We start from the raw sequence: 12020 nt of genomic DNA, 5'->3' as shown, positions 1-12020 counted from the left end.
TCAGGGCATCGCTGAGCGCAATTTTGAGCGTAAATTCCAGCTTGCGGAAAATATTCATATTCGCGGCGCCAACCTGGTAAACGGTCTGCTGTATATCGACCTTGAGCGAGTTATTCCTGAAGCGAATAAGCCGCGCCGTATCGAGATCAACTAATTTGTTGGGCCGCGAAGGTGGCCCGGTATTCATTTAAAAAAACTGCCCGCCGTCAGGGGGCAAAGGCGAATCCACAGGATTTGCAGCTATCCACTCGCTTCTTAGAAGGAGAAACACAATGCGTAACTACGATTTATCCCCGCTGCTGCGTCAATGGATCGGTTTTGACAAACTGGCCAACGCGCTGCAAACCGCCGGTGAAAGCCAGACCTTCCCGCCCTATAACATCGAAAAAAGCGACGACAACCACTATCGCATTACCCTTGCGCTGGCCGGTTTCCGTCAGGAAGATTTGGATATCCAGCTTGAAGGCACGCGCCTGACGGTAAAAGGCGCGCCGCAGCAGCCGGAAAAAGAGACCAAATGGCTGCACCAGGGGCTGGTTAACCAGGCATTTAGCCTGAGCTTTACGCTTGCCGAAAATATGGAAGTCTCCGGGGCTACCTTTACCAACGGCCTGCTGCATATCGATCTGACCCGCAACGAGCCGGAACAGATCGCCCCGCAGCGCATTGCCATCAGCGAGCGCCCCGCGTTAGATAGCTAATTAAGCTAACCACCCATAAAGCCCCGATTTTCGGGGCTTTTTTGTGCGTGATACGCATTACTTTGTCCTTTCTTGTTGTGTTCAACAAAATGGTCGTTGGCTGATCCCGTGATTATTGTGCGCCAGGCGGCATACAGCCTGGTGAGTACCGGTCATAATCCTTATTGTGAGTAATGTTATACACAGGGAAGAGACGATGAGTGATATAGCATTGACCGTTAGCGTATTGGCGCTGGTGGCGGTCGTCGGATTGTGGATCGGCAATGTAAAAGTGCGCGGTGTCGGCTTCGGTATCGGAGGCGTGCTGTTTGGCGGTATTATCGTCGGCCACTTTGTGGACCAGGCGGGCATTACGCTCAGCAGTCCAATGCTGCACTTTATTCAGGAATTTGGCCTGATTCTCTTCGTGTATACCATCGGTATCCAGGTGGGGCCGGGTTTCTTCGCCTCGCTGCGCGTCTCCGGCCTGCGGCTGAACCTCTTCGCCATTCTGATCGTCATTCTCGGCGGCCTGGTCACCGCGGTCCTGCATAAACTGTTCGATATCCCTCTTCCCGTGGTGCTCGGTATCTTCTCCGGTGCGGTAACCAACACGCCTGCGCTGGGTGCCGGGCAGCAGATCCTGCGCGACCTTGGCGTACCGCTTGATACCGTCGATCAGATGGGGATGAGCTACGCCATGGCCTATCCGTTTGGCATCTGCGGCATTTTGCTGACCATGTGGCTGGTGCGACTGTTTTTCCGCATCAACGTCGAGAAAGAAGCCCAGCAGTTTGACGAGATCAGCGGCAACGGCCATGCGCATCTTCAGACCATCAACGTGCGGGTCGAAAACCCGAACCTGAACAATATGGCGATTCAGGATGTGCCGATGCTTAACAGCGACAAGCTGATCTGCTCGCGCCTCAAGCGTGAGGAGATGCTCATGGTGCCCGCGCCGAATACCCTGATTCAGCTTGGGGACCTGCTGCACCTGGTCGGGCGACCGGAGGATCTACACAATGCCCAGCTGGTGATTGGCAAGGAGGTTTCCACTTCGCTCTCCACGCGCGGTACCGACCTGAAAGTCGAGCGCGTGGTGGTCACTAACGAAAAAGTATTGGGTAAACGCATACGCGATCTGCACTTTAAACAGCGCTATGACGTGGTGATCTCGCGACTCAATCGCGCCGGGGTTGAGCTGGTCGCCAGCAGCCATGCCAGCCTGCAGTTCGGCGATATTCTTAACCTCGTCGGCCGTCCGGAGGCGATTGACGCGGTGGCCGCCGAGCTGGGCAACGCCCAGCAAAAACTGCAGCAGGTGCAGATGCTGCCGGTATTTATCGGTATCGGCCTGGGCGTGCTGCTGGGCTCCATTCCGCTGTTTATTCCGGGGTTCCCGGCGGCGCTGAAGCTGGGTCTGGCTGGAGGGCCGCTGATAATGGCGCTGATCCTCGGGCGTATCGGCAGCATCGGTAAGCTCTACTGGTTTATGCCGCCCAGCGCTAACCTTGCGCTGCGCGAGCTGGGCATTGTGCTGTTCCTCGCGGTGGTTGGCCTGAAATCCGGCGGCGATTTTGTGGCGACGCTGATTGACGGTGATGGCATGAGCTGGATTGTCTACGGCATCTTTATCACCGCTATCCCACTGCTGGCTGTCGGTATTCTGGCGCGGATGCTGGCGAAGATGAACTACCTGACCCTGTGCGGGATGCTGGCCGGTTCAATGACCGACCCGCCCGCGCTGGCCTTTGCCAACAACCTGCATGCCACCAGCGGCGCGGCGGCGCTCTCTTACGCGACCGTTTATCCGCTGGTCATGTTCTTACGTATTATCACGCCGCAGCTACTGGCGGTGCTGTTCTGGGGGATAGGTTAACGGATTCTCCGCCTGGACGCGCCGCAGGTGGTAGTCCACCTGATACTCGCTGGCGTTACGGAACATCACCGAGTAGTTAAGAAACTCGCCGCTGTCGCTGTAGGAAAGGGAGGTTATGCGCAGCAGCGGCGTCTGTTCCGGCACGTTCATCGACTGCGCCAGCTGCCTGTCCGCCAGCACCGGCGACAGCGTTTCATAGTTGCCGCTAATGGTTATGCCACACTCCTTCTCGATGTAATCGAACTTCGACCCTTCCAGATGCACCAGCGACAGATTGCGAAACAGCTTCACCGGCATATAGCTGTCCTCCAGCATTAGCGGCTTGCCATCGACATAGCGCACCCGGCGCGAGAAGTAGATCCGTTCATCAATTTGTATCCGCAGCAGGCTGGCGATAGCCGGGGGGGCGGGCATCACCTCGAAAACCAATACCCGGCTGACCACCTCTTTACCCTGCTTGCGCAGCACCTCGGCCAGCCCGGTCAGATTGCTGGTTTCATGATGCAGGTCTTTGCGGGCGACGTAGGTGCCGGAGCCGTGCCGACGCACCACCAGTCCCCAGGTGACCAGCAGATCGATGGCTTTGCGGATAGTCATGCGCGCGACGCCAAACTCTTCCGCCAGCTTTTTTTCCCCGGGAAGCGGGCTGCCGACCTCGAAATCGGAGGAGTTCAGCCGAAGACGCAGTATGTCGGCGATGGATTTGTAGATCACCACTAGACCTCTATTCACTCAGTTGAAAACGATAATGCACGGATTATTAGCTTTAAAAATAGAGTTAATACATAGGGATAAATACTCTTCGTTACAGCGGCGTAATCAGCGCAATTCAGAATGTCTAATTTTTACTTAAAAAGTAGACAACATTGGCGCAATTAAAACCATGAAAGCGATCACGAATCGTAACGGCGCCGCATGTTGTCGACCGGGCAAATTTCTATTCTCGTTTCAGGCCAGTACAAATAATTACCCTGAATCATTCACCGCGGTACGTGAAGCATGCCGGGTATGGATAAGGCCACTCACCCTATGAGTTGTTATATGAGGATTTTCAAATGCTCAGTCAAATACAACGCTTTGGCGGCGCCATGTTTACCCCGGTTTTACTCTTTCCTTTCGCCGGGATCGTGGTGGGTATCGCCATTATGCTGCGCAACCCGATGTTCGTCGGCGAAGCGCTCACAGCACCCGATAGTTTATTTGCTCAGATCGTTCACATTGTTGAAGAGGGCGGCTGGACCGTCTTTCGTAATATGCCGCTGATTTTCGCCGTCGGTCTGCCGATCGGCCTGGCGAAACAGGCCCAGGGCCGGGCCTGCCTGGCGGTACTGGTCAGCTTCCTCACCTGGAACTACTTCATCAACGCCATGGGGATGACCTGGGGCCACTTCTTCGGCGTCGATTTTTCCGTGGAGCCGACGCCAGGCAGCGGCCTGACGATGATGGCCGGGATTAAAACGCTCGATACCAGCATTATCGGCGCGATCGTTATCTCCGGGCTGGTGACCGCCCTGCATAACCGCTACTTCGATAAACCGCTGCCGGTGTTTCTGGGGATTTTCCAGGGCTCCTCGTTTGTGGTGATTGTCGCCTTCCTGGCGATGATCCCCTGCGCCTGGCTGACCTTGCTGGGCTGGCCAAAAGTGCAGATGGGCATTGAATCGCTGCAGGCCTTCTTACGCTCGGCCGGGGCGCTGGGGGTCTGGGTCTATATTTTCCTCGAGCGCATTCTGATCCCGACCGGTTTACATCACTTTGTCTACGGACCGTTTATTTTCGGCCCGGCGGTAGTGGAAAGCGGTATTCAGGTTTACTGGGCGCAGCATTTACATGAGTTCAGCCAGAGTACCGAGGCGCTGAAAACTCTGTTCCCGGAAGGCGGATTCGCGCTGCACGGTAACTCGAAGGTCTTTGGTTCCGTGGGTATCGCGCTGGCGCTCTACTACACCGCCGCGCCGGAAAATCGCGTGAAAGTCGCCGGTTTGCTGATTCCCGCCACCTTGACCGCCGTACTGGTGGGAATAACCGAGCCGTTAGAGTTCACCTTCCTGTTTATCTCGCCGCTGCTGTTTGCCGTCCATGCGGTGCTGGCGGCCACTATGGCGACGGTGATGTATATCTGCGGCGTGGTAGGCAACTTCGGCGGCGGCCTGCTCGACCAGTTCCTGCCGCAAAACTGGATCCCCATGTTCCACAACCATGCCTCAATGATGTTTATCCAGATAGGCGTTGGCGTGTGCTTCACCGCGCTCTACTTCGTCATCTTCCGCACGTTGATTCTGCGCCTGAACCTGAAAACGCCGGGCCGCGAAGAGAGTGAAATTAAGCTCTATAGCAAAGCGGATTATCAGGCCGCGCGCGGCAAAACCAGCGCCGCGGGGGCCGCGGACACCAAACTGGGCCAGGCCGCCGGCTTCCTGCAGGCGCTGGGCGGAGCGGGCAATATCGAAAGCATTAATAACTGCGCCACCCGGCTGCGCATCGCGCTGGTCGATATGGCGAAGACGCAAAGCGACGACGTCTTTAAAGCGCTGGGCGCCCACGGCGTAGTCCGCCGCGGCAACGGAATTCAGGTCATCGTCGGCCTGCACGTCCCTCAGGTCCGCGACCAGCTGGAAACCCTCATCAAAGATTCTCTACAGACCGAACAAACCACCATGACGGAGGCAGTATCATGAAAAAATTCTCAGTTGTTATCGCAGGCGGCGGCAGTACCTTCACCCCGGGCATCGTGCTGATGCTGTTAGCGAACCAGGATCGCTTCCCGCTGCGGTCGCTGAAATTTTACGACAACGACGGCGCGCGTCAGGAGACCATCGCCGAGGCGTGCAAAGTGATCCTCAAAGAGCAGGCGCCGGAAATTGAATTCAGCTATACCACCGACCCGCAGGCGGCCTTTACCGACGTTGATTTCGTGATGGCGCATATCCGCGTGGGCAAATACCCGATGCGTGAAAAAGATGAAAAAATTCCGCTGCGCCACGGCGTGCTGGGGCAGGAAACCTGCGGCCCTGGCGGTATCGCCTACGGTATGCGCTCCATCGGCGGCGTTCTGGAGCTGGTGGACTATATGGAAAAATATTCGCCGAACGCCTGGATGCTGAACTACTCCAACCCGGCGGCCATTGTGGCGGAAGCGACCCGTCGCCTGCGTCCGAACGCCAGAATTCTCAACATTTGCGATATGCCGATCGGTATCGAAGGGCGGATGGCGCAAATCGTCGGCCTCAAGGACCGCAAGCAGATGCGCGTGCGCTACTATGGGCTGAACCATTTCGGCTGGTGGACCTCAATTGAAGATCTGCAGGGTAACGATCTGATGCCGAAACTGCGCGAACATGTGGCGAAATTCGGCTATGTTCCGCCATCAAACGATCCCCATACCGAAGCGAGCTGGAACGACACCTTCGCCAAGGCGAAGGACGTGCAGGCGCTGGATCCGGATACGATGCCGAATACTTACCTCAAGTATTATCTGTTCCCGGACTACGTCGTGGCGCACTCCAACCCGGAACGCACCCGCGCCAACGAGGTGATGGATCACCGTGAGAAAAACGTCTTTAGCGCCTGCCGGGCCATTATTGCTGCGGGCCACTCGTCCGCAGGCGATTTGGAAATTGACGAACACGCGTCCTACATCGTCGATCTGGCGGCGGCGATTGCCTTTAATACTCAGGAACGCATGCTGCTGATTGTGCCAAACAACGGGGCGATTCATAACTTTGACGCCGATGCGATGGTGGAAATTCCGTGCCTGGTTGGCCACAATGGACCGGAGCCGCTGACGGTAGGCGACATTCCCCACTTCCAGAAAGGGATGATGAGCCAGCAGGTTGCGGTGGAAAAACTGGTGGTGGATGCCTGGGAACAGCGCTCTTATCACAAGCTGTGGCAGGCCATTGCGCTGTCGAAAACCGTGCCGAGCGCATCCGTTGCGAAAGCGATTCTTGATGACCTGATTGCGGCCAATAAAGCGTACTGGCCGGAACTGCATTAATCCTGCTGACCGGCAGCCACAGGGTGCCGGTTATTCATTTATCGGCCTGATAGCCCGACTTTATACGGTTATCAGGCCTGAGCTTCCTCTGAAACGGGGCGATTATTAATGCCCTCCGCTTTGGCAGTCAGGTAGAATCGGCGGTATTTTACGCAACCGGGAATCCATCAAGGAGTCATGATGAAAATATCCCGCCTTGGTGAAGCGCCGGATTACCGCTTCTCGCTGGCGAATGAACGTACCTTTCTGGCGTGGATCCGCACTTCGCTTGGCTTTTTAGCCGGTGGTGTCGGCCTGGACCAGCTGGCGCCGGATTTCGCTACGCCGTTGATTCGTGAAATTCTGGCGCTGCTGCTGTGCCTGTTTGCCGGCGGTCTGGCGATTTACGGCTATATACGCTGGCTGAGCAACGAAAAGGCGATGCGGCTGAAACAGGATCTTCCCTACACCCGCACGCTGCTGCTGATCAGTATTCTGCTGACCCTAGTCATCGTGGTGGTGATGGCGCTGGTGCTCTATGCCGGATAATCGCCGGGCGCGTCGCGAGCGCGATCCGGGCCTGCAGCCGGAGCGTACGTCGCTGGCCTGGTTTCGCACCCTTTTAGGCTATGGCGCGCTGCTGGCGCTGGCGATTAAGCACCACTGGCATCAGGCGGGGATCGCATTCTGGATTTCGCTGTGCATATTGCCATTCGCCGCCCTCATCCTCTGGCGCTATACCCGCAGCCGCAATCTGATGAACGTTGAGCAAAGCGATTTTGCTCAGCCGCAGGCGGTTCGTGACAAATTTTTGATCGCATTCGCAGTACTTTCCCTGTCATTGTTGTTTGCTGTAACCCATATACGACAGGTGATTTTGTTTATTAAGGATATGACATGACAGGATGTCAGGCCGATTACGGTGACGATCGGCACTGCGGTAACTGCAAATCGCTGGCGAGCGATCTTCCGGTACAGGAAGTCATTATCGATCGTCAGGCGTGCCAACGCCCCGAGCGTGTCTACCATCAGCTGAGCGCTCAGGGAGCCGTGGCCATCAAGTTTATTCCCCATCTGCAACCTTCCGACGCCCGGCTGTGGGGGGATTTCCTCTGCGCGGTGTTTGCGATTTGGGTTAAAGAAGACGCTAACCGCATCGTCGTGCCGCTGTTTGAGGCTACGCTGCGCGCCTGGCGCGGTGAGTCGGTGCAGTATGCCAACAATCCGCCGGGGCCAGCCTGCGCGGGCTGCGCCTGGCTAAGATTATGCGGTGGTGGCTGCCCGCAGCTGCGTCTGGAGGATGGCTCCAATGCGCTATGCGAAGGTTACCGGCAGTTTTATAGCTGGAGCGCCCCCTATATGCGCGTTCTGCGCGATCTACTCAATCAGCACCGTTCGCCGGTTGAGCTTATGCATCTGCTGCGCTAGAAAAATGGCGGCGAAAGAGGTTTCGTCGCCATCGCGTTGATCTGCCTTGAGGTTTACCGTCCTTTTGCCAGATACTGCGCCATCTCCTCTTCCGGCACCATGCCGCCGCCGGTTGCCCACACAAGGTGGGTCGCATTGCGCATCTGCCCGGCGGTGAAACCGTGCATCTGCTGATACGCCAGGCTGGCGCAGACCCGCTGCGGCCCGGCCATGCCGGCCAGCGCGGACGGCTCCAGGCGAATACCTTCTTCCTCGGCTAACCAACCCAGCATGTCGTACATTGTCTGGTCATCGAGAGAGTAGAACCCATCCAGCAGGCGCTCCATTGCCCTGCCAACGAAACCGGAAGCGCGGCCTACCGCCAGACCGTCCGCGGCGGTCAGATTATCAATTCCCAGATCCTGAACCGAAATCTGGTCATGCAGGCCGGTATAAACCCCCAGCAGCATGCAAGGGGAGTGGGTCGGTTCGGCGAAGAAGCAGTGGACGTTATCGCCAAACGCCAGCTTCAGGCCAAACGCCACCCCGCCGGGGCCGCCGCCAACGCCGCACGGCAGATAAACAAATAGCGGATGACTGGCGTCCACCACGCGCCCTTCGCGGGCAAACTGTGCTTTTAGCCGCTCGCCGGCCACGGAGTAGCCGAGGAACAGGGTGCGCGAGTTCTCATCATCGATAAAGAAGCAGTTCGGGTCGGACTCGGCGGCTTTACGCCCCTGCTCAACCGCCACGCCGTAATCCTCTTCATACTCCACCACCGTCACGCCGTGGCTGCGCAGTTTGGCCTTTTTCCACGCTCTGGCGTCGGCGGACATATGGACCGTCACCTTGAAGCCGATGCGCGCGCTCATTATGCCAATCGACATCCCCAGGTTGCCGGTGGAGCCAACGGCGATGCTGTACTGGCTGAAGAACGTCCTGAACTCGGGGGTCAGCAGCTTGCGGTAGTCGTCGGCTGTGTTTAACAATCCCGCGTCGATCGCCAGTTTTTCCGCGTGGGTCAGGACTTCATAAATGCCGCCGCGGGCCTTAATCGAGCCGGAAATCGGCAGGTGGCTGTCTTTCTTCAGCAGCAGCTCGCCAGCAATGGGCTGACGAAAGGTTTTTTCCAGCCGGGCCTTCATTGCCGGGATGGCCACCAGCTCGGATTCGATAATACCGCCGGTGGCGGCGGTTTCCGGAAAGGCTTCCGCCAGATAGGGCGCAAAACGCTCGAGGCGGGCGTGGGCGTCCTGAACGTCTTCTGTCGTCAGGCTAACGTAAGGTAACCCCTCCGCCAGCGACGTCGTTGACGGGTTAAACCAGGTGGTTTCTTTCAGGGCAATCAGCTCCTCCAGCAGAGGAAACTGGGCGAGTAAAGTGGTCATGTCAGCGTTTTTCATATTACGTCTCTTTGCGCTCAGATGATGAAAGAAAGCAGGAATGTACCGGCCAGTGCAAGCAGCGAAGCGATAAAGGTCGCCGTGGTGTAGTATTTGAACGTTTCGTTAAGGCTTGCCCCACAGTACTGCTTAACCAGCCAGAACAGGGAATCCGTCACGATAGTGCAGCCAATCGCACCGGAGCCGATGGCGATAGCGATGATTTCCGGGCTCACGCCGGGATAGAGCGGCAGCATCGGCGCGACGATGGCGGTTGCGCCCATCATGGCGACGGTGGCGGAACCGACGGCGGCATGCAGAATCAGCGCCACCAGCCAGGCCAGCAGAATCGGGTGCATATCGAGATTCGACAGAATCACCGCCAGCGTATCGGCCAGGCCGCTGGTTTTCAGAATGGCGTTAAAGGCCCCGCCTGCGCCGATAATCAGCAGGATATTGGCGATAGAGCCGAAACAGTTTTCCGTATGCGTCAGCAGGGTGCTCATGCCCATATTCTGGCGGATACCCAGCACGTAGTAGGCCACAAAGACGGCGATAAACATGGCGGTGATCGGGTTGCCGATAAATTCCAGCAGCATATACAGCGTGCCGCCTTTGGTCATATTCAGTTCGGCGATGGTTTTTACCAGCATCAGGCCGATCGGCAGCAGCACCGTAAACAGCGTGGCGCCCAGCGACGGCAGGGTCTCTTCTTTGCGTACTTCGAGGTTGGCAAACTCAGCCGGCACCGCTTTAAACGGCAGGCGGTTGCCGAGCAGCCGCAGGAACAGCGGGCCGCCGACCAGCGAGGCCAGCAGGCCCACCAGCAGACCGTAAACGATCACCGTTCCGATATCCGCGCCCAGCTTGTTGGCGACGAACAGCGCAGCCGGATGCGGCGGCACCACGCAGTGCACCGCCATCAGCGCCGTACACAGCGGGATGGCCAGCTTCAGCAGCGACGTGTTGGTCTTTTTGGCAATGGAAAACGCCAGCGGAATCAGCAGCACCACGCCCACTTCAACGAACAGGGTGATCCCGCAAATCAGGCCCACCAGCACCATAATGACGTCAGCAGACAGCCAGCGGCAGCGCTGGAGCGTCAGGCCGATACGTTCCGCTGCGCCGGAGACCTCCATCATTTTGCCGAGAATCGTCCCCAGCCCAATCACCGCCGCAAGGAAGCCCAGCGTGCCGCCAATCCCGCTCTCAATGGCGTTAACCATATCCAGCGGGCTCATGCCCATCATGGCGCCGACGAAAAAGCTTGCCAGCAGTAGCGCCAGAAACGGGTGAAACTTCAGTTTGACGATAGTTAATACAATCAACACGATGCTGATCAGCAGCGTGCTCACAACCCAGATCTGAGATTCCATACCCCACCTCGCCTGTGAATAATCTATGGGTATTGAACAGAAAAACGGCACGCGCTGACAAACGATATAAACGGCTCTTCAGGTGAATCAGATTGAATCAAAAAGGTGATTTTGCTCTAAAATTGTCTGTTATGTGTGCTATGCATCACTTTTATTCATCTTTAACGCGCAGCCGGCGCGAAAAATTTCTTACACTCGGCGGGGAATAGTGAAGGAGTAAGAGATGGAGACGCTAAAAGAGTTAGGCACTCGCCTGCTCAACGGCTGGCAGCTTTCGAAGCTGTATACTTTTGAAGTCGCCGCCCGGCATGAGTCGTTTGCGCTGGCGGCGGAGGAGCTGTCGCTGACGCCCAGCGCGGTGAGCCACCGTATCAATCAGTTGGAAGAAGAGCTGGGGATCCAGCTGTTTGTGCGTTCGCACCGCAAAGTAGAGCTGACGCATGAAGGTAAGCGGGTGTTCTGGGCGCTGAAGTCCTCGCTGGATAGCCTGAACCAGGAAATTCTGGATATTAAAAACCAGGAGCTGTCGGGGACGTTAACGGTTTATTCGCGCCCGTCCATCGCCCAGTGCTGGCTGGTTCCCGCGCTCGGAGATTTTACCCGTCGCTATCCGTCGATCTCGCTTACCGTGCTGACCGGCAACGATAACGTCAATATGCAGCGCGCGGGCATCGATCTGGCAATCTACTTCGATGATGCGCCTTCCTCGCAGCTGAGCCACCATTTTCTGATGGATGAGGCGATCGTACCGGTCTGCACGGCGGATTACGCGCGCCAGCATCAGCTGCAGCAGAACCCCGGCAATCTTCGCCACTGTACGCTGCTGCACGATCGTCAGGCGTGGAGCAACGATTCCGGCACCGATGAGTGGTTCAGCTGGGCGCAGACATTTTGCGTCGATTTGCCGCAATCGTCGGGTATTGGCTTCGATCGTTCGGATTTAGCGGTGATTGCGGCGATGAATCACGTTGGCGTGGCGATGGGGCGTAAGCGGCTGGTGCAAAAGCGCCTGGAGAGCGGCGAGCTGATCGCACCGTTCGGCGAGATGACCCTGAAGTGCCATCAGCACTACTACGTGACGACCCTACCGGGCCGTCAGTGGCCGAAAATTGACGCCTTTATCCACTGGCTGCAGAGTCAGGCGCAATTATGATGACCGGCTTAGTTTCATCCCGGTGGCGCTGCGCTGACCGGGCTACGGGTTCACCTCCGTCTGCGGGCCGGTAGATACTGTGAACGCCTGCAACTCTTTTAACTACTGTCACCTTTTCCGGCTCCCGGATGACAGGCACAACAACGACAGCGCCATCCGGTGCTGTC

At 57.2% G+C, this 12020-nt stretch carries 12 protein-coding genes; 9 read left to right on the top strand and 3 right to left on the bottom strand.

Annotated elements, in window-relative coordinates:
* From HMPREF1144_RS24550 to HMPREF1144_RS24540, 3 genes are all read left to right on the top strand, one after another.
* Nucleotides 1-154, top strand: a 154-nt coding sequence (locus HMPREF1144_RS24550; protein ID WP_009654316.1) for an Hsp20 family protein, incomplete at its 5' end; no start/stop codon positions are given.
* 118 nt (nt 155-272) lie between these two features.
* Nucleotides 273-701 (top strand): small heat shock chaperone IbpB, encoded by a 429-nt coding sequence (gene ibpB / locus HMPREF1144_RS24545; RefSeq protein ID WP_004126915.1) that lies wholly within the window; start codon nt 273-275, stop codon nt 699-701.
* Between the two features lie 196 nt (nt 702-897).
* The gene (locus tag HMPREF1144_RS24540) at nt 898-2559 is read left to right on the top strand and encodes a putative transporter (protein WP_004855675.1); all 1662 of its coding nucleotides are present in this window, start codon (nt 898-900) and stop codon (nt 2557-2559) included.
* Here HMPREF1144_RS24540 and HMPREF1144_RS24535 read toward each other — a convergent pair.
* The gene (locus tag HMPREF1144_RS24535) at nt 2527-3273 is read right to left on the bottom strand and encodes a GntR family transcriptional regulator (RefSeq protein WP_009654318.1); all 747 of its coding nucleotides are present in this window, start codon (nt 3271-3273) and stop codon (nt 2527-2529) included. The two genes, HMPREF1144_RS24540 and HMPREF1144_RS24535, sit on opposite strands and share 33 nt — an antisense overlap.
* A gap of 341 nt (nt 3274-3614) precedes the next feature.
* Here HMPREF1144_RS24535 and HMPREF1144_RS24530 point away from each other — a divergent pair, with 341 nt between their 5' ends.
* From HMPREF1144_RS24530 to HMPREF1144_RS24510, 5 genes are all read left to right on the top strand, one after another.
* A complete protein-coding gene (locus tag HMPREF1144_RS24530; RefSeq protein ID WP_009654320.1) occupies nt 3615-5237 on the top strand; it encodes an alpha-glucoside-specific PTS transporter subunit IIBC in 1623 nt (540 codons plus the stop codon).
* Complete coding sequence (locus HMPREF1144_RS24525; protein WP_004855669.1) at nt 5234-6556, top strand: 6-phospho-alpha-glucosidase; 1323 nt, start codon at nt 5234-5236, stop codon at nt 6554-6556. Before HMPREF1144_RS24530 ends, HMPREF1144_RS24525 begins: the two co-directional genes overlap by 4 nt.
* A gap of 180 nt (nt 6557-6736) precedes the next feature.
* Nucleotides 6737-7084: a YidH family protein gene (locus HMPREF1144_RS24520; protein WP_004855665.1), complete on the top strand. Its 348-nt coding sequence runs from the start codon at nt 6737-6739 to the stop codon at nt 7082-7084.
* Entirely contained in the window at nt 7074-7436 is a 363-nt protein-coding gene (locus HMPREF1144_RS24515; RefSeq protein WP_009654319.1) for a DUF202 domain-containing protein, read from the top strand. Before HMPREF1144_RS24520 ends, HMPREF1144_RS24515 begins: the two co-directional genes overlap by 11 nt.
* Complete coding sequence (locus HMPREF1144_RS24510; RefSeq protein WP_004855659.1) at nt 7433-7963, top strand: radical SAM protein; 531 nt, start codon at nt 7433-7435, stop codon at nt 7961-7963. The genes HMPREF1144_RS24515 and HMPREF1144_RS24510 overlap by 4 nt, the downstream gene beginning before the upstream one ends.
* 53 nt (nt 7964-8016) lie before the next feature.
* Here HMPREF1144_RS24510 and dsdA read toward each other — a convergent pair whose 3' ends face one another.
* Together dsdA and dsdX are read right to left on the bottom strand one after the other, a co-directional pair.
* Nucleotides 8017-9345 (bottom strand): D-serine ammonia-lyase, encoded by a 1329-nt coding sequence (gene dsdA / locus HMPREF1144_RS24505; protein ID WP_009654322.1) that lies wholly within the window; start codon nt 9343-9345, stop codon nt 8017-8019.
* A 17-nt stretch (nt 9346-9362) separates the two neighbouring features.
* Complete coding sequence (gene dsdX, locus HMPREF1144_RS24500; protein WP_004116631.1) at nt 9363-10700, bottom strand: D-serine transporter DsdX; 1338 nt, start codon at nt 10698-10700, stop codon at nt 9363-9365.
* 223 nt (nt 10701-10923) lie between these two features.
* On the opposite strand from dsdX, the gene dsdC reads away from it, so the two are divergent.
* On the top strand, nt 10924-11853 hold the full coding sequence (gene dsdC / locus HMPREF1144_RS24495) for a DNA-binding transcriptional regulator DsdC (protein ID WP_009654317.1): 930 nt from the start codon (nt 10924-10926) through the stop codon (nt 11851-11853).
* Nucleotides 11854-12020: the final 167 nt, after the last annotated feature.

This window comes from Klebsiella sp. OBRC7 (assembly GCF_000293135.1).
Classification (GTDB): Bacteria; Pseudomonadota; Gammaproteobacteria; order Enterobacterales; family Enterobacteriaceae; genus Klebsiella; species Klebsiella michiganensis.
The sequence above is the reverse complement of the archived record's forward strand: the minus strand, read 5'-3'. Positions and strand labels throughout refer to the sequence as shown.

Excerpts from the sequence above, each read along its gene's own strand:
- ibpB (WP_004126915.1), top strand. The coding sequence starts at position 273 with ATGCGTAACTACGATTTATCCCCGCTGCTGCGTCAATGGATCGGTTTT.
- HMPREF1144_RS24540 (WP_004855675.1), top strand. The coding sequence starts at position 898 with ATGAGTGATATAGCATTGACCGTTAGCGTATTGGCGCTGGTGGCGGTC.
- HMPREF1144_RS24530 (WP_009654320.1), top strand. The coding sequence starts at position 3,615 with ATGCTCAGTCAAATACAACGCTTTGGCGGCGCCATGTTTACCCCGGTT.
- HMPREF1144_RS24525 (WP_004855669.1), top strand. The coding sequence starts at position 5,234 with ATGAAAAAATTCTCAGTTGTTATCGCAGGCGGCGGCAGTACCTTCACC.
- HMPREF1144_RS24520 (WP_004855665.1), top strand. The coding sequence starts at position 6,737 with ATGAAAATATCCCGCCTTGGTGAAGCGCCGGATTACCGCTTCTCGCTG.
- HMPREF1144_RS24515 (WP_009654319.1), top strand. The coding sequence starts at position 7,074 with ATGCCGGATAATCGCCGGGCGCGTCGCGAGCGCGATCCGGGCCTGCAG.
- HMPREF1144_RS24510 (WP_004855659.1), top strand. The coding sequence starts at position 7,433 with ATGACAGGATGTCAGGCCGATTACGGTGACGATCGGCACTGCGGTAAC.
- dsdA (WP_009654322.1), bottom strand. The coding sequence starts at position 9,345 with ATGAAAAACGCTGACATGACCACTTTACTCGCCCAGTTTCCTCTGCTG.
- dsdX (WP_004116631.1), bottom strand. The coding sequence starts at position 10,700 with ATGGAATCTCAGATCTGGGTTGTGAGCACGCTGCTGATCAGCATCGTG.
- dsdC (WP_009654317.1), top strand. The coding sequence starts at position 10,924 with ATGGAGACGCTAAAAGAGTTAGGCACTCGCCTGCTCAACGGCTGGCAG.